Origin of the sequence: Thiomicrorhabdus sp., assembly GCF_041583835.1 — a bacterium.
GTDB lineage: Bacteria > Pseudomonadota > Gammaproteobacteria > Thiomicrospirales > Thiomicrospiraceae > Thiomicrorhabdus.
Map to the genome: position 1 here is coordinate 35,521 of NZ_JBFHFC010000014.1, position 22,267 is coordinate 57,787.

The following is a 22,267-nucleotide window of genomic DNA, read 5'->3' on the forward strand; positions in this document are numbered from 1 at the left end:
AGCGGTGGAAATACAACTGCAGGCAAACAATAAAATCACTCATTCAGCAGACAAATACCGTATTTTCATGATTCAGCCACTCTCACAACTCTATCGACAACTTGAACTGAATCCTGACGAATCGATTGATACCGAAACGGCGTTTCGTTTTAAGGCACATCCCGACTTCATCGCCCAAATTGAACGCGGGAACGCCGAAGACCCTCTTCTCAAACAGATACTGCCGGTAAAGGATGAATTGATTTCCCATCCCGACTTCAAACTCGATCCGGTCGGCGATCTACAGTCTAATCCTACGCCCAGTCTGATTCATAAGTACGACGGGCGGGTTTTATTGATGGCGAGTCCAAAATGCGACATCCATTGCCGTTACTGTTTTAGACGCCATTTTCCTTACGAAAACCAGATCAACCAACGCCATTGGCAAGTTGCATTAGAGCAAATTTCCAACGACGAAAGCATTCATGAGGTCATCCTCAGCGGCGGCGATCCTTTTAGCCTGGCGGAAAACGCTCTAATGGCACTCATCGAAAAAATCGAACGGATTCCACACATCCGTGCCCTGCGCATTCACACTCGCACACCGATTGTAGCGCCTAGCAAAGCGCCGCAAGGGAATTTTCTGAAGTGGGCTAAAAGCAGCCGTTTGCAAAAAGTGATGGTGGTGCATTGCAACCACCCGAATGAATTGAGCGATAAAACCGCGGAATTAATGACGGCGTATCGGCAGTCAGGCTTTCATCTATTGAATCAAAGCGTTTTATTGAAAGGCGTCAACGATTGTAACGACACCCTGATCGAACTCAGCCACAAACTCTTTTCACAAGGCATTCTGCCTTATTACCTACATCAATTGGATCGAGTTCAGGGTGCCGCACACTTTGAAGTGGACGATGCAACCGCCCAAACCCTAAGAAAAACGTTACTGGAACGCCTTCCCGGTTACCTGGTGCCGAAATTAGTTCAAGAAATTGCGGGTCAGCCACATAAGACCCCACTGTAGAAACGGATGGGCAAGCTTACCCGGTTTTAAAAATCGTAATTCTGTTTGAATCGGCATTCCGCCTCAGGAAGCCACTCCGGAGCGCGATAATACTGTTCGTAAACCGGTAATAAAATTTGTTGTCGGTAGGCACTGTAATCAAAGCTCTTTCCGGTCACCAGATAATAGACAACGCCTTCCAACGGTTTGAGTTCCTCAACCTTCACCTCTTTGAAGAAACGCGCTACTTTATCAAGGTCTTTTTGCTTACTGACGAACATCGTCAAATCCTGTCCAGCCAGAGCCTTGTAGTTCACTTTCTTGTCGTCTTCGCGCCCATACTTCGAGGTACTCATGAACACGTGGATATTATCGTTCTTGCAATAATACGACAACGCCGATTGACTGCTGTAATCCAAGGTGAACATCGTTTTTTGCGGCAACAACGCACACACCTTATCGGTCTGGGTATAGATCGCCGCTTCCGATTTATGTGACTCCGGCAACAACTGCGAAAGAAACGGCAAAGCGCCTAACAAGACAACGCCAATCACTAGAGAACTAACGGCATTGAACAAATACAATCCCTTTAACTGAGCTTGCGGCAAAGTCACATATAACAAGTAGATCAACGGAATAGACAATAGCGGCCAATGCAGGCCGATAACATTGGAAAAACTCACCAACACTAATACCAACAACAACGGCAAACCGGCATATACAGCCAACTTCTGAGAAAAACCGCGGTTCCATTTAGCGTAACGCAGCCAATAATAGACGCCCAGAGGCGACAACATCAGCAGCAACATGCCCAGATACATCAAAACATTGTTCGGGTCGACTTCGCTGTGACGGGTACGGGAAAAAAAGTTAAACAGGATGTTGTTCCAGCAGTGTGTCAGATTGAAATAGAGGTTTTCGCCGACGAACAGCAATACGATCACTGCGGCCAGTAACGGCAGTTTCCAACCATAGGTTCTGACATTCAGTACACTGAAAACCAACAGTCCCGTCAACAGGAAGACGGCGAAATATTTGGATAGAAACGCCATTCCCAAAAAGACGCCGGCCAATACCGCAAATTGCCAAGATTGCTGCTGCATTGCCTTGGCGAACCAGAATACCCCGATCATGCCGAAGAATACCAGAACGGTATCGTTGGCGTTAATAACGAACATCAAGGACACAGGAGAGACGAAAAACGCCATCGCAACATAAAATGCCAACTTGAAATCATGTTCACTTTTCAAGGTCAGAAGTTTATAAATCAGATAAGCGATCAAAGCGGATGAAAAAAATGCAAAGCTACGATACCAATACAAATTGTCCGCCACCAGACTCAGCAGATAGTTGACCCAACCGACAGCGGGCGGATGATCATAATACCCAAGTGAAAGATCCTGCCCCCAAACGATAAAATAAGCCTCGTCACCGGTTAAGGGAATCGCAAACAGTAAGGCACATTTTAATAAAATGAATAGCCAGAAAAGCGTTTTTTCGGGAGCGGACAAACCTGCCCACAAAGACGAGAAGGCATTATGATTAGAGCGAGCGATCGTAGACAAGAGGCTTCCTTAATCAAACATTAAAGCACTGGCGGCCAAGAATCCACAGCAACAGCGCACAGGCAACCGACTAAAATGCCTGCCAAAATTTCAGGTTTGGAATGCCCCATGCGCTCCCGCAGAAGCACAACGTCGGCACCGCCTTGGCGGTTCAACCGGTTTATCGCTTCAGCCTGTTTGCCGACCTGACGGCGTAGACTGCTGGCGTCAAGCATGACCACAAACGCCACCCCTAACGCAACGGCAAACGCAGGATGATCGATCCCTTCCCGCAAAGCAATCAACGCCGCAACACTACTGACAATTGCACTATGATTGCTCGGCATGCCGCCGTAACCAATTAACTCGAATGCCATTTTTTTGGCCTTAATGCTGTTTATCGCAAACTTGGTAACGCCAGTCACCAACCAAGTGACAAACGGAATCAACAGATAACTTAAATCCATTACAACACTCCCGAAGTTTGCGGCCATAAAGCCCAAAGCGACGCACCGACCCAACCCAATACGGTAATCATCAACTGTTTATCCGCCAACAGTGCGTCCGTCGGCGATTCGCCCTCACCCAAAAATTCAACAATATACCAATAACGAAACAAGCCAAACAGCACAAACGGTACCGTTACAACCAGTTCCGGACGCGCCGACATCACGAAGAAACTGTAGAACAGCAAAGCGCCAGTCGCGGAAATCTCGGCAAACTTATCGACAATCGACACCGAATACATTTTCAGTACCTTACGTCCGGATTCACCGCTTTGAGTCAACTCTTGACGGCGTTTGATCGCTGCCAAAAACAGTGCCAGACTCAAGGTGGTGACAAACATCCACGATGACACCGGCACCCCGATCGCCATCGCTCCGGCATAAACCCGCAGAACAAAGCCAATCGCAATGGTAAAAATATCCACCACCGGTTGATGTTTCAAAACATATGAATATGCTACGTTCAACAGCAAATAAGCCACAATCACCTTCATCACGGCCGGTTCTATAAAGAAACCGCCAATCAAAACGGCATAAAGCACCGCCAATAACACATAAGCCTGCGGTGGCTTGACACGGCCGGAGGCCAACGGACGTTTTAGACACTTAACCGGATGCTTACGATCATCTTCAATATCACGCAGGTCATTAACGACATAAGTTGCCGAGGAAGCCAAACTGAACAATACAAACGCCAACAAACTCTGACCGACAGCATACAAATCCAAAAACTGACCGGCAAAAATCAATGGTGCAAGTACGAATGCGTTTTTTATCCACTGGCGAGGTCGCATCAACAGAATCAACCCGAGTAATACCGATTTATTACCTTGGCTATAAGTGTTAGAATCCATAAAAATTAATCAACCTCAAAAAAACCAGTTTCGTATAAAGGAAGGGTGCCGTGCTATTCAAGTCTTATCCCGAGCATTCGGCCGTGAATCCAAAAAAATGAAGATTGCGCTAATTTACACGATTTTTGCGGTAATCGCCACCGCGGCCAACATCCTAAGCCAGGATTTAAGCATTACGCTGTATCAGGGAAATTACGCCATTCTTCTGTCGATAATGGTAGGAACGGCTGTCGGATTGGTGGTGAAATACGTCCTCGACAAGAAGTATATTTTCAAATACCAAACCACCAGTATTCAACACGGCAGCCGAACCTTTTACCTCTACACCCTGATGGGGCTGGCGACCACCGTTATTTTCTGGGGATTCGAGTTCGGCTTCCAGGCTCTATTCCACTCCAAAGAGATGCGTTATCTCGGTGGTATTATCGGTTTGGCAATCGGTTATTACGTCAAATACCAATTGGATAAACGCTTTGTATTTGTCCATAAAGAGGCGATCTCTTGAAGCTCTCAGGCTGGGGGCAGTACCCCATCACCCACAGTGAAAGCTGGGTGGTACATTCCAAACGCAAGGTCAGCGAATTACTGGCGGAAGCGAAAACCAATCACCTGATTCCCAGAGGTTTGGGCAGAAGTTATGGCGACAGCGCCCTCGCCTCTCATGTTTTGCAAACCCAGCACCTGAACCACTTCGTCGAATTCGATCCGGTTAACGGTGAAATCACCTGTGCGGCCGGAGTCAGCTTCGCGGAACTGCTCGAAATATTCGTCCCACGCGGTTGGTTCCTGCCGGTGACGCCGGGGACAAAGTTTGTCAGTGTCGGCGGCGCCATTGCCAGCGACGTACATGGAAAAAACCACCACTTGGACGGCTGTTTCAGCCAACACGTCAGCGCCATAAGACTGGCCTTGGCATCAGGCGAAGTCATCGTCTGTTCGCCTACGGAACATTCCGAACTGTTCCATGCGACCTGCGGGGGCATGGGATTAACCGGAATCATTCTGCAAGCCACCTTTAGGCTGTTGCCGATCGAAAGTGCCATCATTGAAGAGCGCAGTTATAAAACCAAAAACTTGGCAGAAACCCTAGAGTTGTTTGCGGAACATGAGACTTGCACCTATTCGGTGGCTTGGATCGACTGCCTTTCAACCGGCACAAAGTTGGGTCGTTCTCTACTGATGCTGGGCGAACACGCCACCCAAGGCGAACTTGAAGCGCACAAGAACAGCAAACTCAATGTACCACTGAACATGCCGAACATGTTGTTAAACCGCTATTCGATTCAGGCTTTCAATACCCTTTACTACCATAAACAGACTCAAAGCCATGCTCAGCGAGAGGTTCATTACGAACCCTATTTCTATCCGCTTGACGGCATTCAGAACTGGAATCGCCTATATGGCAAGAACGGCTTCACCCAATACCAGTTTGTTCTGCCCAAAGAAGCCGGTCTAGAAGGGATGACAAGAATTTTACAAGAGATCGCCAAATCAAAACGTGGCTCATTTCTGGCCGTTCTTAAAGCTTTCGGCCCGGCAAACGAAAACTATTTAAGCTTTCCTATTGAAGGTTATACTTTGGCGTTGGATTTTAAAATCGATGCCGCTCTTTTCCCTTTTTTGGACGAGTTGGATCGTATCGTACTCGACTACGGCGGTCGTCTCTACCTGACTAAAGACGCGCGTATGTCGGAAGCGACGTTTAAACAAAGTTATCCTTTATGGGAAACCTTTCAAGAGATTCGTAGTCGATACGGCGCAGACAAAGTATTCAACTCTCTACAATCGCAACGTTTAGGACTCTAAATTTCATGAAAAATATATTAGTCATCGGCGCGACTTCCGCCATCGCGGAACAAACCATTCGCCTTTACGCCAAACAAAACACAAACCTGCACTTGCTGGGTCGCAGTGAAGACAAACTGCAAACGATCGCTAAGGACGCGCAAATCCGCGGTGCCGAATCCGCCAGTTATCAGGTCTTAGACGTCAACGATTTCGAGCAACACGCCAAAGTATTGGAATCCGCTTTCGCCAAGCTGGGCACGGTTGACTTGGTTCTGATTGCTCACGGTTCACTGCCGGATCAACAAGCCTGTGAAAAAAACGTCTCCACAACCTTACGTGAGCTCAACACCAACGCCATTAGCGGAATCTCCATGTTGACATTGATTGCCAACCAACTTGAAATGCAAGGCTGCGGCACCATCGCCGTCATCACCAGCGTCGCCGGTGATCGCGGCCGCCAATCCAATTACGTTTACGGTGCGGCAAAAGGAATGTTATCGATCTTCCTACAAGGCCTGCGAAATCGCTTGTATTCCAGAGGCGTACACGTATTGGATATCAAACCCGGATTCGTCGACACGCCAATGACCGCCGAATTCAAAAAAGGCGCGTTATGGGCAAAACCGCAAACCATCGCCCAGCACATCGTCAAAGCGGTAGAACGCCGCAAAAACACCCTGTACACGCCTTGGTTCTGGTGCATCATTATGCTGATCATTCGTAACATCCCTGAATTCGTGTTCAAGAAACTCAAACTCTGAATAAACTTGGAATTCACGCACAGCTTGCACCACTCAACAAAACAAATGCAGTAGAATAAGTAATCTTGAATGAAGCATAGGGCATCTGAATTTAGGTGCCCTCCTAAATTAGAATTGAAAGTGATTCAAAATGATTAATGTAATACTCTGCGGAGGCTCCGGCACACGCTTATGGCCGATCAGCCGTACCTTACTACCTAAACAATTTGTACCGTTATTTTCAGGCGAATCGCTGTTCCAAAAAACGGTCGAGCGCAACCATGCTTTTTGTAGTGATTTTCTAATCGTTTCAAATCAAGAACAATATTTCCTTGCTTTAGATCAAATGCAAGATCTCAATTTAGATCTCACGCCACAATTTGTCTTAGAACCGGTCGGTCGAAATACCGCACCCGCAATTGCACTGGCCTGTCTCGCGGTAGATCCTGAAGAATTAGTATTCGTCACCCCTTCCGACCATCTAATTAAAAACCAAGTCGCTTATGAACAAGCGGTCAATTCCGCTATTGAACTTGCCCAACAAAATAAACTGGTGACTTTCGGCATTAAACCGCACTACGCTGAAACTGGATTCGGTTACATTGAAGCCTCCGGCGACGATGTACTCTCCTTTAAAGAAAAGCCTTCTAAAGACATTGCAGAAAGTTATCTCGTCCAAGGCAATTATTATTGGAACAGTGGTATGTTCTGCTTTAAAGCAGGCGTATTTCTTGAGGAATTGAAACAGTACGCAGAAGAAATCTACAACGCTTCGGTCCAAGCGTTTGCGAAAACTGAAAAAGGCGAATTCTTGCGAATTCCACTGCCTGAAATGCAAGCAATTCCGGAAGACAGCATCGATTACGCCGTAATGGAGAAAAGCCGCAATGTCAAAGTCGTTCCCAGTGACATCGATTGGAGCGACGTCGGCAGTTTTGAATCCCTTAATGAAGAGTTGCCTAAAGACGAACATGGGAACACGCGAACAGCTCAAAGCATTCTTCTCAATGCCAACAACAATCTAATTTTGGGAGATCAACGCTTGATCTCATTAGTTGATGTTGACGACTTGATGATCATCGACACCGACGATGCGCTCTTAATTGCTCCAAAAGGTTCGGGGCAGAAAATCAAGCAGGTCGTAGAACAACTGAAACGCCAAGGCAGCGAACTTCCGGTTATTCATCAAACCGCACATCGCCCTTGGGGTACCTATACGATTTTGGAATCGGAAGACAAATACAAGATCAAACGCATCGTCGTGAAACCCGGCAAGCGTCTGAGCCTGCAAAAACATCTCCACCGAAGTGAACACTGGGTGGTCGTTTCTGGTACTGCAACCGTCACTATCGGTGAACAGACCCAATTGGTACGCCCGAATGAATCCACTTACATTCCAATCGGCGAAATCCATCGTTTGGAGAACAAAGGAAAGCTGGATTTGGTTTTAATCGAGGCCCAAGTCGGCGAGTACACCGGTGAAGATGACATTATCCGTTTTGAAGACAATTACGGACGGATCTAATTCTTAAAATGAATCTCGCCCAACGACTTCTTCCTCATCAGGCCGCTATTTTATTAGTCGGCTTAATGACATTTATCCACATCCTGCTCGCATTCACCTCCGAATTGGGGGGTGATGAAGCACATTATGCCTTGTACGGTCTGATGCCGGATTGGAGTTACTTCGACCACCCGCCATTGGTCGGTTGGTTACAGATCATTCCGATGTGGCTTTTCCCGACCGACTGGGGCGCGCGCATCGTGCCGATTTCGCTCTATATCCTGCTTAACTACCTGCTTTACCAAATTACCATTCGCCTGTTTGCAAAAAACGAACAAATCCGTGAAACCGCTTGGATCGGATTCGGCAGCTTGTTATTACTAAACGGTACATTAATGTTTCCGCTCATGGGATTAGGGCAATTACCCGACAATCCGCTAATGGTCGTGGTTCTGGCTCTGATTTGGTTGGTTTGGGAGATGCTAAAAACCGATCAACCTTCCCTAAAGCAGTGGTTATTGCTTGGTCTGTTAGTAGGGCTGGCGGCTCTCTCCAAATATACCTCGATTACCATCATAACCTCTTTACTTATGGTGATGATGCTAGAAAAACGCTGGCAGTGGCTTATGCAAAAGGGACTTTGGCTGGCGATTTTGACGGCACTGCTGATTACCGCCCCGCTACTCTACTGGAATGCCATCCATGAATGGGCATCGTTCCTCTATCAACTCCATCACGGTACGCATAATCCGGATTGGCGCATTGACCGCTTTTTAAGTTCCCAGACCGCTCAATTTATCGTGTACACACCTCTGCTATTTATCTTCGGTTGGTGGATGATGCTTAAGCTCGGTAACTACCAAAACCGAGCGACACGTTTATTACTACTATTTGCCGTACCCGTATTTGTCCTGTTTGCTTGGGGATCCGGACGTGAAGAAAGCTTGCCGCACTGGCCGGCTCTGGCATGGCTATTATTGATTCCGGTGGTCATTGATTGGCTGTGGCAACGCCAAACCAAGCGTGCCATTAAAATTGTAGTTGGATTGCAATTAGCCCTCAGTCTGATTTTAACCGTGGTGATGCACAGTTTCCTGTACACCCCTTGGATTCCGTTTGACGATCACAAGAACCCAATCCAAGGCGAATACGGCTGGAAACAAGCCGCCGAGACCGCTTTGGACATTCAAGCGGAACTCGCCAAAGATAAAGAACCGCTTCCTTTATTCGTTTCCAACTGGAGTTATGCCAGCCACTTAACCTGGTATGTACGGCCTCAACCGGTTTATATCACAACCGGAAAGCAGACACAGTTTGAATTCTGGTTCGGCAAAGCACAGCCGGGTATGGATGGAATACTTGTCACGCCACACTATGAAAGAATTCCTCCAGTGACCAATCAACCGAATCATTTCGAGCGTTGTAATTTAGTAAAAAAACTGCCAATCCGCGCAAACGACTCTATAATAGTGAGCTATTATTTTTACTACTGTACTAACTACCTGCGCTAACTCTAAACAGTTAACGCAAAGACGAATAGTACAACTCAAACACATCGAACCAGCGATCAAATAGTATAAAAAAATTATGATTTCAATTATCGTTCCAACCTACAAAGAAGTCGAAAACCTTAAACCCCTCAGTGAAATGATTCAATCAGCCCTCATCGGCCAAGATTATGAAATCATCATCATGGACGATAATTCTCAGGATGGTTCGATTGAACTTTGCGAAGAACTATCAGCAACTCACCCGATCCGTATCGTAACACGTACCGAAGACCGCGGCCTTTCTCCAGCCGTTATAGACGGTTTCGACAATGCCCAAGGCGATTATATCGTTGTCATGGATGCCGACCTTTCACATCCGGCCAGCGCCATTCCGAAAATGGTGGAACAATTGAAATCCGGTGAAAGCGATTTTGTTTTGGGTTCGCGCTATGTCGCCGGAGGAAGCATTGATGACAGTTGGACCTTATGGCGCTACATCAATTCGGCAGTAGCCACATTACCGGCACTACCGTTGACGCGAGTAAAAGACCCTATGTCCGGATTTTTTGCCGTACGAAAGGGTGACATTCCCGAAAGAAGAGATCTCTCACCAATAGGTTATAAAATAGCCCTGGAAGTCATGGTCAAAGGCGACTTTAAGAAAGTCAGCGAAGTGCCGATTCATTTTGTCGACCGCGTCCATGGTGAGTCCAAGCTGACCCTAGCCGAACAGCTTAAATATTTGCGTCATCTGCGTCGACTCTATCAGCACAAATTTAAAACCAAAGCCGAATTCTTCCAATTCGCTTTAGTCGGCAGTAGCGGATTTATTGTGGATTTAGTGGTTTATCTGTTACTACAGATGATGGGGGTTACTCATACCGTTGCCCGAGCAATTTCATTTTGGCCAGCGGCATCGTGGAACTGGATGCTGAACCGTATCATGACCTTCAATCACAGAGAAAAAACTAAAAAAAGGGTTCAATGGACAGCTTTTGTCACCAGCTCCCTTCTTGGCTTTTCGGTCAACTACGGAACCTATTACACCCTAACCACTTACGTGCCGTTTTTTGAACAACACATGATCTTTGCATTGATTATCGGTGTCCTAATAGGAATGGGCTTCAACTTCACCATCTCCAACCTGTTCATCTTCAAAAAACTGCGTGACGAAATCAGCGAAGAATCTGCTAAACGCTAATCGCTCATCAGTCCTTTCCTTGTTTAAGGGGAGGACGGAATTCCAACTGCTGCTCGACCATCGAATCGAAAGCCGTCAACAATGGCTTGAAACCCCGTTCGTCATTTTCCAATTGCGACAACACTTCATAGACTGCCTCAATCGTCGACAGGCTGTGTGAATTTTTCTGCTTGCGGATTTTGTAAGCCGACTGTTTGGCCGGTTGCAGCATAATGCGAGGTAGCTTATTCAGCATTGGATTGGACATCATAATCTTGTGCGCCTTGCGCCAGGTTCCGTCGATAACCAATACTTTGACATTTTTCAGCGGATATTCGGCCCGAATCTCCTCTATGCTATAGAATCGGCAGTCATCTCCTTCGGTTTCGGGATAAAGCAAAAACACCGCCCCCTCCTGTAACCAGGAACGGAGGGATTCCTCTTCCGAGAAGTCCTCACCAATCCAGGTTCGACAATGCGACAAACTCAGCTGCGCGATCCGTGCCGTTCCCTTAATCTGGGCTACTTCGGACGGATGCTGTAAGATACCGATGGCAACCCGGTTCTTAACCGGACGAATCAACGGGCAAAGACAGACCTTTGCAGGACGTGAACAGGTTGGACAGACGATTCTGGACATAATTCAGGTCTTTGGTATGAAATAACGGCGAATAAATATGAGTGAAATAGTTTATCAAAAAGCGCAAACGCACGATATTCATCGGTTAAACCACTTCCTCAAACAGCATCAACAGGCAAGTGCCTCACGCGGCGACTTCAACTATCTCACCAAGGAACTTAACACCATCGTTGGTTGTGCCCGTTTGATTAAAGTTGAGTCAAGTAACGGCAATGAACGGAGTTTTTGGCTAAGAGGGGTTTTTGTCCGTGAAGAACAGCGTCGACAGGGTATTGCGACGCAGCTTCTGGAATTCATGCATCAAGACTTATTGCAGCAACAGACAGATGAAGGATGGTCTATAACAACTTGCTTCGCTTTCCCGCTTGCCCATTTGAACGGTTTCTACGAGGCGTTAGGCTATGAACACCGTGAAGTCGACTCATTACCACCCGATTTACAGCAACGCTATCGGCAAGCCATGAAAGCCGGAAAAAAATGGCTATGTATGATGAAAACAATTGAGAAATAACTATTGCAGAAAACCAGACAGACCTGTTGGCAACTAACCTTCAGAAGCAATTGTCGACTGAACATCCTTTCCGCCTTCCGCCTCTTCCAATAGGTGCGCGGGAATCTCTTTTCGGGTCTTGCCCGCCAGTTCCTTAAGCATTTCCGCCTGTCGAACCAAGTTTCCATTACCTTGCAGCATCTGCTTACGGGCGGTTTGATAGGTGGTCTGTGCCGTATCCAACTGTTTGCCGACTTTCTCGAACGTCTCAACAAAACCAACGAACTTATCATGTACTTCCGCCGCACGTTTAATCAGCTGAACCGTATTTTCACTTTGGCGCTCGTAACGCCATAGCTGCTCGATAGTCTTTAGGGTTGTAAACAAGGTCGTCGGCGTCACTACTGCAACTCTTTTTTCAAAAGCGCTTTCAAACACACTAGGATCAGCTTCGATTGCCATCAGGTATGCGCCTTCGACCGGCACGAACATCAAAACGAAGTCCGGTGCATTCAAACGCTCAAGGTGTTCGTAGCGTTTAGCGGCTAAGGTATCGATATGGTTTTTCAGGCTGTTCAGGTGTTGTTTCAAAGCCGTTTGTTTTTCAATATCTGAATCACTGTTCAACGCTTTTTCATAATGAAGCAATGAAACCTTAGAGTCGATGACGATGTGCTTGTTATCCGGCAGATTGATCACCACATCCGGTCGTTGTCGCTTGCCTTCGTCATTAACAAAGGATTTCTCGCGATCGAATTCGATCCCTTCCCTAAGCCCGGAACGTTCAAGTAATCTTTCAAGGATTAGTTCTCCCCAGTTCCCCTGAGTCTTACTGTCACCTTTCAGCGCTTGAGTCAGATTTTGAGTTTCCTCACTCATCTTACTGTTCAAACTCTGTAGCTGTTTGAGTTGTTCCGCTAAACTCGCACGGCCTTCTAAATCTTCTTTATGTGCCGTTTCAACCCGCTGCCTGAAATTATCCAATGCCGCTTGCATCGGTTTAAGCACCGATTCCACACTCTGTTTACTATGCTCTGTCAGCTGAACCTGTTTACTTTCGAAAATTTGATTGGCCAATACCTTAAACTCATTAGCCAACTGGTGTTTAGCCTCTTCCAACAACTGAATCTTTTCTTGTGCATTTTGTTTTTCATTTTCTAAACGGCTAGAGAGTTCTGCAGTCGATTCACGCAGCAGGTTATTTTTTTCCTGCAACTCAAAAAGTGCCGACTCTTTCTGATTTAAAGTTATTTGAGCGCTCTCCAGCTGCTTTTCAAGTTGAAGTACGCTTCCTTGTAAGGGCCTTAACTCGGAAACTTGCCCCTGCAGCTCCTGAAGCTGAGCAGTCAGGGTCTCCATTGTCTTAAGTTGTTCCGTTTGAGCGGCATTTTCGACACTTAACTGAGTCAATTTTGACTTTAGAGAAAAAGAGTAAATTAGAAAAACGATGGCGACTCCCCACCCGCCGGCAAGGAGCGCAAATTGAATAGCGGAAATTTCTGTCATTACGGTTTTTGTTTAAGAGGTTTGGCCGTTTCGACGGCATTCATATCCTGTTTAGGAGTATTGACTATTTTAACGTCCTTAAGGTCGCGTTTAACAGAACTGTCGTCCGCTTGAAGTATTTTTTGTTTCGTACTAGGCTTTTTGTTGAGCTTATAAGTCTCGACCATCTTATTCTTGCTCGGATAGTAAGTACTTCCGACCGGAATGAAAACATCCCCTTTGGTGTCGATGTCCATCTCCACACCGCGCAAATTAGTTTTATCGTAATCAACTTTTACATGCTTGGAAGGAACTTCTTCGAATTTATTATTGATACGTATGATCTTGCTCCCGTCCGGCCTTTCAATTACAGCAGACACAGCCAATTTTTTAGGAAGTACAACACGAGGTTTTGCTTTAACGGCAACCTTTGGTTTCTTTTTAACCTCTTTAACTTCTTTAACGATCTCCTGCTTATCCTCAGTCACGTTTTTAACTTGCAGACTTTTTAGATAAGCCAGTCTATCCGCATCGATCTTGGCTCGCTGCTCGGGCGTCAACATCAATCGATTTAAACTCTGTTCGGCGGCACTAGCCGTATTGATCGATGCCAACAATAAGCTGACCGCTAACAGAGAACTGGCCGAAAGGGTATGCAAAAAGCATCGCCATTCACGTTTCATAAGTATTTCCTTGTAAGCATTTCGCATCATAAGTTCTTAGCAATTTTAGAGTGCGAATGAAAGACCACTAAAGAACACTGGGTTGCGATATTCCCTTTCTCGGGATTAAACTTCGCTTCTACCACTTCTGTCTTATTTTTCATCTGGTAACTGCAACTATCCACTAAATAAAACGGTGAAATACGCTCATTAATCGCATTAAGCAACTTCGGTAAATCACCGTCATGTTGTAACGACATCGACAAATTTAAGCGACTGAAATAAAAAATTCCCTTATCAAAACTTATCTTATCGAAACGTCGGCTATCCAAAGGCTGCTCGGGAGTAAATTGGAACGTAAAATCCGGTATAACCAAAGTCTTTTGAATCTGAATCAGAGAATCCGCCCAAAAAACGCGATCCTGCGGCTTCACAATCCCCTTACGCACCAAGTCTTTGTATTTTTCACCATACTGCTGGTAAAGCTGTACCTGCAGCTGCAAGAAGGTAACCTGGCTACGCAGGGAATTCAACTCTCTTAACTTAACCGTTTCCGCCTTTTTGATTTCAGCTTGCCTTTCATCTAAAAAATGCCATAACCCGGCAAATGCAGCAATTAAAATAACTGAAACAATTAATGGCTTTAAGTAAAACCTTTTAAATAAAGTAGCTGAAACAACATTATTTAGACTGGGCATCATTAACCCTCATTTTAATTTTGAACGGCAATGCGGTCACTTTTTCATTTTTGGCATTGACCGTTAATGCCTGCTTTAAATTGCGGTTCAACGGTTCCTGCGTCAAATCCACCTGAGCGACATTAGGAATTTTTTTCAAGTCCGTCATCAGATCGTCGACCCATTGAACAGGTTCTTTAAAATACTCCTCAAACGGGAATACCCACCCATCCAATTCAATTTCATAAGAGTGACTATCAAATCGATCTAATTGTTTCCATTCCAATTTAGTCAATTGAATGTGTTCGTGTCGACTAAACACATCCGCTATCGGTTCAATTTCAAAGCCCATGGTCTTATCGGCTTTTAATCCCAAAATGGCTTCGGAGAAATCAACCGAAGCCTTGATTTCTTTTGCATCAATCTGAAGCTTAACCTCTTTTTGCAATCTCTCTTTTTCAACCTTATGGGCTAAAATTTTCTGATCCAATAACTCGAGTTTATGCTGACTTAAATAGGTACCTATACCGAACACTAAAGCAAACAAGATGAATGCGATAAAAATCAAAGAATTCAGACTGATAAGGCTCTTATAGCCCAATAATACGGCATTAATTCGGCTGACATAATCATTAAAGTAAGCCTTTTTAGGCGACTCATTTAAAATATAGTCGGCCATCGCCTCAGCAGCGCAATATTCAATCGGCTCGACGCCACAAATCGACTTATCAAATCCGACCGCATTAAACGTCATCGCTTTAAACACGGCGCTGTCCAATTCATTGATCGAAGTAATCAAACCCTCGTCCAAGCATCGCTGCTGCAAATCAATTAAGCAATTCTCGTCGCTATCCAGAAAAATATATCCAATAGCATGGTCATCTCCTGAGAGATTCTGATTGTAAATATAGTTTCTGGCTAACTTTGCTTCGTGAATTAAAGCCGATTGTATTCCGACATAGTCGTCATCTTCTTTTTCAATTTCAATCAGTCGGCTAATGCGTAATTGGCCTTGAAAAAAGAACGTTTGACGATAAGCATTTTTAGACTGCTTGGAAATAATGAAAAGCGGACTGCCTAGTTCCTGCTTTGTAAAATTAAAAACCTGCTTGAGATGCTTTTTTAAATAATCCGCAAACAAGAAAGGAATCGAATAAATCCCCTCAACGATAATCTCGGCTTCTTCCAGTGAAGAAATAAAGTTTGCGATATGCGCAGGAGCCATAATCGAAGCGGAAAGAATGAGTTCATCCACACGCCCCTCTTCGTTGGTCTGCGTTAATCCCGTCCACTCGGTGTAAATTAAGTCCGCCCCTTCCGATTCCAGGCGTTCAATCAATTGCTTACGTACCGCCGTTCTTTCCCACAGGTACAATTTGGGAGAGGATTCAACCACGATGTCTTCATCGACCAAATCCAAGATGATTGACGCTTTTGCACGATGCGGAAAACTACTCAACCACTCTTCGATAGCCAAAGTATCTTCCCAACCAAAAATCTTGGGGGACGCCTGATACTTGCAGTCATCCACATAGATACTTACACCCTGATCATTTAAATAAAATACAGCTTTCACTATTATTGTACCTTTGAAATGGTGTCATAAATTGGACCAAGTACTGCAAGCATAACCCAACCGACGATAAATCCCATCACCATAGTTAAAATAGGTTCAATTGTCGGCTCGATCTTTTCAATTAATTCTTTTGCTTCACGGTCGTAAAAATAACTGATATTTTTTAGGGCTTCATCCATTTGCCCACTGCTTTCTCCGACCCGGACCATTCTGATCGCCATCGTCGGAAAAACTTTCGCCTCTTGAAACGCTTCGTGTATCGGACGACCTTCTTGAATCAGGTGCACTGCATACTCGATATTGCGCTCCAAATAGGTATTGCCGGCGACCGCCGACGTCATTTTCAAACTATCCGTAAAACTGACTCCCGCGCCGTACATAACCGCTAATGAATTCGCAATCCTAGCGAGTTTCAATTTATAAATAACCGGTCCGATGATGCTGACTTTAAGCAACTTTTCATCCGTTTTAATTTTGAAATTTTCGGACTTGCTACGCCACCACTTAATTAAAGCGTAGATGATAATCGGTGTAATAAACAACTCCAATAAATAGTCTCTGATGAAATCCGAGGTCGCGATCAACGCAACCGTAGCGAAACCGAGTTCACCACCCATGGATTTAATAAATCCTAAAAGCTCGGGAACTACAAAAACCATCATCATAATAACGACGCCAGTTACAACAGTAGCGACGATTGCCGGATAGATCATGACTTTTTTGGCTTTAGACACCAACTCGTCTTCCCATTTCAACATATTAGCCAGGTCCGCCAAAATCTCGTCCAATCTCCCGGTATTCTCACCGACTGAGACAAGAGAGATGTAGACGTTTCCGAACACGCTTTCATACTCTCTTAGTGCATCGGAAAAAGTGGAACCACCTTGCATAGCATCATAGATTCCCGCCAGCATCTCTTTGACGGAATCACTTTCATATGAATCTCTTAAATCCTCGATGATTTCCATCAAGGGCACGCCCGCTTTCAATAATTGTTCAAATTGAAACGTAATCGATATCATGTCTTTTCGACTGACCTTGGACTTTGACAAACCGAACAATCCGTTTGATTGCTTTTTACTGCTAATCAGGTCTATGTTTTTCTTAGCCAGTCTTTGACTTAGGTCTTTTGCATTCGCGGCAGGCATCACACCATTTACGCGCTTACCGAAACGATTGACACCTGTGTAACGATAGTTCTGCATTCAAGACCTCTACAGTAGCTCAGTTAAGTTAACGACACGACTCACTTCTTCTATTGAAGTCTGACCTTGCTTTACCCAACGCAGTGCACTTTGAGCCATGGTCGAAAATCCTTGCCTTAACGCTTCTTCCAAAATAACGTGTTGTGATTCACCCGCAAGCATCATTTCGTCCATTTCCGCCGTAAAACGAAGCGTTTCCAATACCGCCAAACGCCCCTTATAACCTATGTTGTTACATTTCTCACATCCGCCAGGCTTATACAAAGTCACCGATTCTTCGTCGGGAATATTCATAATTTGCCTTTCGAACGCTTCAGCCTCATAAGGCTGCTTGCAACTCTTACATAACTTACGCGCCAATCTTTGAGCGATAATTCCAATGATGTTCCCCGCCAGTATTGACGGCGACACACCGATATCGATCAATCGGGGAATGGCTCCAATTGCGGAGTTGGTATGTAAAGTAGCAAAGACCTGGTGCCCCGTCATCGCAGCTCTCAATGCCATCTCCGCAGTATCAGGATCGCGAACCTCACCGATCAGAATAATGTCCGGATCCTGACGCAACAAGGCTCTTATCCCCGCCGCAAACCCCATTCCGATCTCTTCGTTAACCGGCGTTTGACGAATCCTGGCCATCGGATATTCAACCGGGTCTTCCAAAGTCATAATATTGACCCCTTCCTGATTCAATTCGTTCAAAATTGAATACAAAGTCGTCGTTTTACCGGAACCGGTCGGTCCTGTTACCAGTAAAATACCGGTCGGGCGAGCCAACATAAGCTTTAACTCTTCATAAGAGTCCTTATCAAGCCCCAATTTATCTAAAGGAACAATCCCTTTTTCTCTGTCCAATATACGTAATACAAAGTTCTCACCGTGCGTCGTCGGTAGTGAGGATACTCGGAAGTCAATTCGACGACCATGAACGATCAAATCCATACGACCATCTTGAGGAAGTCTTTGTTCGGTCAAATCCAATTTAGACATAACCTTTAGACGGACTACCAATCCAGACCAAAAAGATCTATGCAAAAGCCTTACTTCTTGCAGCACCCCGTCAATACGATATCGAATTCGAATATAGTTCTCTTCCGGTTCGAAATGAACATCCGATGCATTTTTTTTTACCGCATCCGTCAAGATACTATCAACCAGTCGAACCATCGGTTGAGAATATTCTCGAGCTTCGGAAATCCGGGTAATATCGATTTTTCCGGTTTCCAATTCCCTCAAAATACCGTCAATCGATAACTCATACCCATAATAGTTGTCGATGGTATTGAGAATCTCTTTCTCAACCCCCATCGTTGGTAATATTTGAATATCGGGCTTTTGGATGTGCCGTTTCAACTTATCCAACAACAAAATATCATCTGGCGAAGCCATCGCGACTTTTAAAGTGTTATCGCGCAAACTGACAGGCATAATCAAGTAGTTTCGGGCAAACGATTCAGAAATGAGACTAATGGCTTTTGCATCGGGAACAATGCCCGTCAAGCTCATGGACTCGAATCCTACAGATTCACCTATAGCCTCACTGACGGCCTCCTCCGTCAAAAAACCCAGCCTGAATAAAACCTCCCCAAGCTTTTTTCCGGTTTTTCTTTGTTCCGTTAGGGCAATTTCTAATTGGTCTGCGGAAATTTTTCCGTCTGCAATTAATCGCTGCCCTAAAAGTCCGGGGTGCTTCATAAGTCCGTTTGTCCGATATACTGCTTGATTGATGCCAATCTTAACTTTACCTGTTCAACATCAAAATAAACCGTTTTCGATTCAGCATGAACCAATCCAAGCGTATAGTATTTTTCGGCTAACGCATATTGTCCAAGATGATCTAAACTAATCGCCAGATTAACTAAATAATCCGGATTGGTTTCGTCCAATCGGTGCGCATCGAAATAGGCAACTTGTGCCTTATCCCAATCCTTTTCTCCGGCATAAATATTACCTAATGCATAATTCAATATCGCCGAGTCCGGATGTTTTACAAGTACACGCTTAATTTCATTTTTCCATTCTTCGCCACTAAGACTCGAGCCCGTTAATGAAATAATCGCCTCAAAAGCATGAATATCATCAGATGAGATTTCCAGAACCTTATAATATTGCTCCAAGGCCTTATTTTCTTGGTTAAGTTTTGCATAAACCGCCCCTAATCCATTCAAAGCCTGGATATCTTCATTATTTTCCAATAAAGCCTTTTCAAATAAATCTTTAGCCTTGTCATAATTCTTATCGTATAACGCTTGATAAGCATTTTGAACATAAGGTTCAACAGGAACTGCCTGAACATTCAATACAACCGAAGGTTGCTGAACTCTTGGCTTAATAACACTCTTATACACAGTTTTCTTGGCAGGCTGGGTTTTAACAGTATCTTTGATATCGTTTTCTACCGGCTTCGTTTCCGTTTCGGCAACCACTTTTTCTTCCGTTTCGGCAAGCTCAGTTACCATCTCGGATTCAGAAACTTCGGTCGGTTTAGATGTTTTTTCCTCCTCAGCTTCTTTAACAGGCTCTACAATCGGACGCTTAACAGGTTCCAGACGAACGATGTCATACTTACGCATACTCTGTTCTAATTTCTGACTTTGATCCTGAAAATAAAAAATACCGAACAACCCTAAAAAGCTGAGAAATAAAACAGACAGGAGCGTGTAAACCATGTAATTTGACGATCTTCCAAACAACAGGGCACGAATGCTTTTAGGAAGGTACTGACGGAACCGTTTGTCAGAACTTAGAATTTGATTATGTTCAGTCGATAGGGTTTCACTGCTTGTATTATTAACGACAGATTGTTCGTTAACAGTCTGAGTATCTGGTGTACTCTCATAGCCGGGTAGAGTACTTAAACTCCAAGAATAACTGTCATCCTGAGAAGTTTTATCCGACTCATCTAATGCACTTTGCCCCTCTTCAACCAATTTAGGTAGAGGTTTTTCATTTTCGATCGGCGGCTCGATAACCGGCTCAACATTTTCAACGGCATCATCCACATAAGGAACATGCAAAGCAGCCTTCAAATCTAATCCAGCATCAGTAATCTCTTCGTTTATAGCAGATGCAACCTCTTCCGATACGTGATGTTCTTTCTGAGGTAAATCCAACTCCAAATCATCAATTGATTTTACCGTCTCGGCTGGCTCTTCTTTTTTTACCTCATTGACCAACTGCAAACCGGAAAGTAGATTCGACTCAGGACCACCTTCAACATCAACCCCCTTTAAATCGGCATTCTCGTCCGTTTTTTCAGGCTCTGGTTTAGTTGCGGTGTCAGGTTTTAATTCTTCCTTGATTTCGACAGTGTCTTCAGTTGACGATCCTTGCTCTACTGAAGCAATATCATCGGCACCTTCAGAACTCTCAGAGCCAAGCTTTTTATTTTCCGCCGCTTTTTTTAACGCTTCTAGTAAAACACTCACGATTAAAACTACCTAAAATTAGTTATGATCAGTTTTCAAGAAGTTTCTCAAGGATGAGAGATCCCCGTGATCTAAATCAGGATTTTTAACTACGATCGGTCTGATAAAAATAACCAATTCGCTTTTCTTAGCCAAATCGTCTTTGTAGGAAAACAAATCTCCAACAACCGGTATTTCGTTCATCCAAGGTACGGCATTCTTGTTATTGCTATTGGCGTCTTCAATCAAACCACCGATTACTGCAGTCTGTCTATTCTTCAATTTCAGAACTGAGGCCATCTCTCTTTCTTGAATAACTGGAATACGGCTAGTAATGTCTTCACGAGCCAAATCAGGACTTGGATCATTAACGTAACCAACAATTCTTGAAATCGTCGGACGGATATTCAAGGAAACATCATCGTCATCACTAACAAAAGGGGTGACACTCATCATAAAACCAACCGGCACTGTATGCACGGTAGTTTCATAGGTTGTCGTTCCAGCACTCGTGGTCGTAGCCGATTCACGGTTCACTTCAATCGTAAAGTAAACTTCGTTGTTGACCACTTTCAGCAAAGCCGTCTGGTTGTTAACTGCCATAATCTTCGGGCTCGACAACACTTTCGTATTACCGAACTGTTGCAACATTCTCAACCCGATGTTCCAATCACCGCCAACACCCGTAAAATCAAAGGCAACGGCTGCGGAAGTCGAAAGTGTCGAAGTAATCAAGTTCTGCCCCAAGACACCGTTTCCACTATCTGATTTTACCAAAGTTGACCAATCGATCCCCGCTTGATACTGATCCGACAACTCAACCTCAACGACAGTTGCTTCGATCATAACCTGCTTTTCAGCACGATTCATAATCTCATCTAAATAGGTCTTTACTGCCCTATGCTCAGCACCCGTCGCAAAAATAGTAATCATGCCTGCTTCTGGGTTAACAACAATATTATTGTTAACAACTCTTGATCCACCTCTGGCACCTGCAGCTGCGGCTGGTGCGCCGGCGCTCCCTTTACCGGTTTTAAGGCCAGATTGAACAATACGCGACAGGTTTTGTTCCAATGAATTCCAAAAATCATGCTCGGAAACAACATTGATATTTGCAGCACTGCCTCCTGTACCTGCTGAGCCACCAGTTGTTGCAACACCAGTAGCGCCACCAACTGACATTTTCATGTCAATTGTGTCCTTACTGGTTTTTTGAATATTTACATAATCTATCGGGTAATTAAACCAATATGGTTTATCTGGTCGAACAACGATACTTTTAGGGGTTACTTCATAAAGAAAGCCTAGTTGAACTGAAATACGCTTTAAAATTGTAGGCAAATCTTGATTGATTGCATTGATTGTAACGGCGCCATCAACTCCCGAGTGAAGATCTAACTGCTTCCCGGAGTCTTGAGCAAGCTTTAACAGTAATTCGGAAACGGGAATATTTATGGCAGAAACTGAATATTTCTTCAGGGCGTTTTGAAAATCAGGCTTAGGCGGTAAAACGGCTCGCTTAGATACTAAATCGGGG

Annotated in this window: 20 protein-coding genes; 8 read left to right on the forward strand and 12 right to left on the reverse strand. The window is 44.7% G+C overall.

The window, feature by feature from the left end; genetic code table 11:
• The first annotated feature begins 4 nt into the window (after positions 1 to 4).
• Positions 5 to 1,003 carry an EF-P beta-lysylation protein EpmB gene (gene epmB / locus ABY044_RS08220; protein WP_373019789.1) on the forward strand — a complete coding sequence of 333 codons (999 nt, stop codon included), beginning with the start codon at positions 5 to 7 and terminating at the stop codon, positions 1,001 to 1,003.
• A 26-nt stretch (positions 1,004 to 1,029) separates the two neighbouring features.
• On the opposite strand, the gene ABY044_RS08225 is transcribed toward epmB, so the two are convergent.
• Genes ABY044_RS08225 through ABY044_RS08235 form a run of 3 tightly spaced genes read right to left on the reverse strand, consistent with a single transcriptional unit; the run spans position 1,030 to position 3,886 of the window.
• The gene (locus tag ABY044_RS08225) at positions 1,030 to 2,547 is read right to left on the reverse strand and encodes an ArnT family glycosyltransferase (protein WP_373019791.1); all 1,518 of its coding nucleotides are present in this window, start codon (positions 2,545 to 2,547) and stop codon (positions 1,030 to 1,032) included.
• A gap of 20 nt (positions 2,548 to 2,567) precedes the next feature.
• On the reverse strand, positions 2,568 to 2,993 hold the full coding sequence (locus ABY044_RS08230; RefSeq protein WP_373019793.1) for a divergent PAP2 family protein: 426 nt from the start codon (positions 2,991 to 2,993) through the stop codon (positions 2,568 to 2,570).
• Positions 2,993 to 3,886: a decaprenyl-phosphate phosphoribosyltransferase gene (locus ABY044_RS08235; protein WP_373019794.1), complete on the reverse strand. Its 894-nt coding sequence runs from the start codon at positions 3,884 to 3,886 to the stop codon at positions 2,993 to 2,995. The genes ABY044_RS08230 and ABY044_RS08235 overlap by 1 nt, the downstream gene beginning before the upstream one ends.
• A 97-nt stretch (positions 3,887 to 3,983) precedes the next feature.
• On the opposite strand from ABY044_RS08235, the gene ABY044_RS08240 reads away from it, so the two are divergent.
• The 6 genes from ABY044_RS08240 to ABY044_RS08265 all read left to right on the forward strand — a co-directional run bounded on the left by ABY044_RS08240 (position 3,984) and on the right by ABY044_RS08265 (position 10,609).
• Positions 3,984 to 4,391: a GtrA family protein gene (locus tag ABY044_RS08240; protein ID WP_373019795.1), complete on the forward strand. Its 408-nt coding sequence runs from the start codon at positions 3,984 to 3,986 to the stop codon at positions 4,389 to 4,391.
• Positions 4,388 to 5,692, forward strand: coding sequence for an FAD-binding protein (locus tag ABY044_RS08245; RefSeq protein WP_373019796.1), 1,305 nt, complete (start codon positions 4,388 to 4,390; stop codon positions 5,690 to 5,692). Before ABY044_RS08240 ends, ABY044_RS08245 begins: the two co-directional genes overlap by 4 nt.
• Before the next feature lie 5 nt (positions 5,693 to 5,697).
• Complete coding sequence (locus ABY044_RS08250) at positions 5,698 to 6,435, forward strand: SDR family oxidoreductase (RefSeq protein WP_373019798.1); 738 nt, start codon at positions 5,698 to 5,700, stop codon at positions 6,433 to 6,435.
• 130 nt (positions 6,436 to 6,565) lie between these two features.
• Positions 6,566 to 7,939 carry a mannose-1-phosphate guanylyltransferase/mannose-6-phosphate isomerase gene (locus ABY044_RS08255; protein WP_373019800.1) on the forward strand — a complete coding sequence of 458 codons (1,374 nt, stop codon included), beginning with the start codon at positions 6,566 to 6,568 and terminating at the stop codon, positions 7,937 to 7,939.
• Positions 7,940 to 7,947: 8 nt separating this feature from the next.
• Positions 7,948 to 9,429 carry a glycosyltransferase family 39 protein gene (locus ABY044_RS08260; protein ID WP_373019802.1) on the forward strand — a complete coding sequence of 494 codons (1,482 nt, stop codon included), beginning with the start codon at positions 7,948 to 7,950 and terminating at the stop codon, positions 9,427 to 9,429.
• A 76-nt stretch (positions 9,430 to 9,505) separates the two neighbouring features.
• Positions 9,506 to 10,609, forward strand: a complete 1,104-nt coding sequence (locus tag ABY044_RS08265; protein ID WP_373019804.1) for a glycosyltransferase — start codon at positions 9,506 to 9,508, stop codon at positions 10,607 to 10,609.
• Positions 10,610 to 10,616: 7 nt separating this feature from the next.
• On the opposite strand, the gene ABY044_RS08270 is transcribed toward ABY044_RS08265, so the two are convergent.
• The gene (locus ABY044_RS08270) at positions 10,617 to 11,228 is read right to left on the reverse strand and encodes a tRNA-uridine aminocarboxypropyltransferase (protein ID WP_373019806.1); all 612 of its coding nucleotides are present in this window, start codon (positions 11,226 to 11,228) and stop codon (positions 10,617 to 10,619) included.
• Positions 11,229 to 11,265: 37 nt separating this feature from the next.
• Here ABY044_RS08270 and ABY044_RS08275 point away from each other — a divergent pair, with 37 nt between their 5' ends.
• Positions 11,266 to 11,739: a GNAT family N-acetyltransferase gene (locus tag ABY044_RS08275; RefSeq protein ID WP_373019807.1), complete on the forward strand. Its 474-nt coding sequence runs from the start codon at positions 11,266 to 11,268 to the stop codon at positions 11,737 to 11,739.
• Between the two features lie 33 nt (positions 11,740 to 11,772).
• Here ABY044_RS08275 and rmuC read toward each other — a convergent pair whose 3' ends face one another.
• From rmuC to mshL, 8 genes are all read right to left on the reverse strand, one after another.
• Entirely contained in the window at positions 11,773 to 13,224 is a 1,452-nt protein-coding gene (gene rmuC / locus ABY044_RS08280) for a DNA recombination protein RmuC (protein ID WP_373019809.1), read from the reverse strand.
• Positions 13,224 to 13,886 carry a hypothetical protein gene (locus tag ABY044_RS08285; RefSeq protein WP_373019811.1) on the reverse strand — a complete coding sequence of 221 codons (663 nt, stop codon included), beginning with the start codon at positions 13,884 to 13,886 and terminating at the stop codon, positions 13,224 to 13,226. The genes rmuC and ABY044_RS08285 overlap by 1 nt, the downstream gene beginning before the upstream one ends.
• A 26-nt stretch (positions 13,887 to 13,912) precedes the next feature.
• On the reverse strand, positions 13,913 to 14,368 hold the full coding sequence (locus tag ABY044_RS08290; RefSeq protein WP_373019813.1) for a hypothetical protein: 456 nt from the start codon (positions 14,366 to 14,368) through the stop codon (positions 13,913 to 13,915).
• A 178-nt stretch (positions 14,369 to 14,546) separates the two neighbouring features.
• On the reverse strand, positions 14,547 to 16,118 hold the full coding sequence (locus ABY044_RS08295; RefSeq protein WP_373019815.1) for a hypothetical protein: 1,572 nt from the start codon (positions 16,116 to 16,118) through the stop codon (positions 14,547 to 14,549).
• Positions 16,119 to 16,120: 2 nt separating this feature from the next.
• Entirely contained in the window at positions 16,121 to 17,323 is a 1,203-nt protein-coding gene (locus ABY044_RS08300; RefSeq protein ID WP_373019816.1) for a type II secretion system F family protein, read from the reverse strand.
• A gap of 9 nt (positions 17,324 to 17,332) precedes the next feature.
• Complete coding sequence (locus ABY044_RS08305) at positions 17,333 to 18,829, reverse strand: GspE/PulE family protein (RefSeq protein ID WP_373019817.1); 1,497 nt, start codon at positions 18,827 to 18,829, stop codon at positions 17,333 to 17,335.
• 185 nt (positions 18,830 to 19,014) lie between these two features.
• Positions 19,015 to 20,751 (reverse strand): tetratricopeptide repeat protein, encoded by a 1,737-nt coding sequence (locus ABY044_RS08310; protein WP_373019818.1) that lies wholly within the window; start codon positions 20,749 to 20,751, stop codon positions 19,015 to 19,017.
• Between the two features lie 18 nt (positions 20,752 to 20,769).
• Positions 20,770 to 22,267: pilus (MSHA type) biogenesis protein MshL (gene mshL / locus ABY044_RS08315; protein WP_373019820.1), on the reverse strand; the 1,498-nt coding region annotated here is incomplete at its 5' end.

What these genes read in the sequence shown, in the direction of transcription:
- ABY044_RS08230 (WP_373019793.1), bottom strand. Translation starts at nt 2,993, where the DNA reads ATGGATTTAAGTTATCTGTTGATTCCGTTTGTCACTTGGTTGGTGACT.
- ABY044_RS08235 (WP_373019794.1), bottom strand. Translation starts at nt 3,886, where the DNA reads ATGGATTCTAACACTTATAGCCAAGGTAATAAATCGGTATTACTCGGG.
- ABY044_RS08240 (WP_373019795.1), top strand. Translation starts at nt 3,984, where the DNA reads ATGAAGATTGCGCTAATTTACACGATTTTTGCGGTAATCGCCACCGCG.
- ABY044_RS08250 (WP_373019798.1), top strand. Translation starts at nt 5,698, where the DNA reads ATGAAAAATATATTAGTCATCGGCGCGACTTCCGCCATCGCGGAACAA.
- ABY044_RS08255 (WP_373019800.1), top strand. Translation starts at nt 6,566, where the DNA reads ATGATTAATGTAATACTCTGCGGAGGCTCCGGCACACGCTTATGGCCG.
- ABY044_RS08260 (WP_373019802.1), top strand. Translation starts at nt 7,948, where the DNA reads ATGAATCTCGCCCAACGACTTCTTCCTCATCAGGCCGCTATTTTATTA.
- ABY044_RS08265 (WP_373019804.1), top strand. Translation starts at nt 9,506, where the DNA reads ATGATTTCAATTATCGTTCCAACCTACAAAGAAGTCGAAAACCTTAAA.
- ABY044_RS08270 (WP_373019806.1), bottom strand. Translation starts at nt 11,228, where the DNA reads ATGTCCAGAATCGTCTGTCCAACCTGTTCACGTCCTGCAAAGGTCTGT.
- ABY044_RS08275 (WP_373019807.1), top strand. Translation starts at nt 11,266, where the DNA reads ATGAGTGAAATAGTTTATCAAAAAGCGCAAACGCACGATATTCATCGG.
- rmuC (WP_373019809.1), bottom strand. Translation starts at nt 13,224, where the DNA reads ATGACAGAAATTTCCGCTATTCAATTTGCGCTCCTTGCCGGCGGGTGG.
- ABY044_RS08285 (WP_373019811.1), bottom strand. Translation starts at nt 13,886, where the DNA reads ATGAAACGTGAATGGCGATGCTTTTTGCATACCCTTTCGGCCAGTTCT.
- ABY044_RS08300 (WP_373019816.1), bottom strand. Translation starts at nt 17,323, where the DNA reads ATGCAGAACTATCGTTACACAGGTGTCAATCGTTTCGGTAAGCGCGTA.
- ABY044_RS08305 (WP_373019817.1), bottom strand. Translation starts at nt 18,829, where the DNA reads ATGAGCTTGACGGGCATTGTTCCCGATGCAAAAGCCATTAGTCTCATT.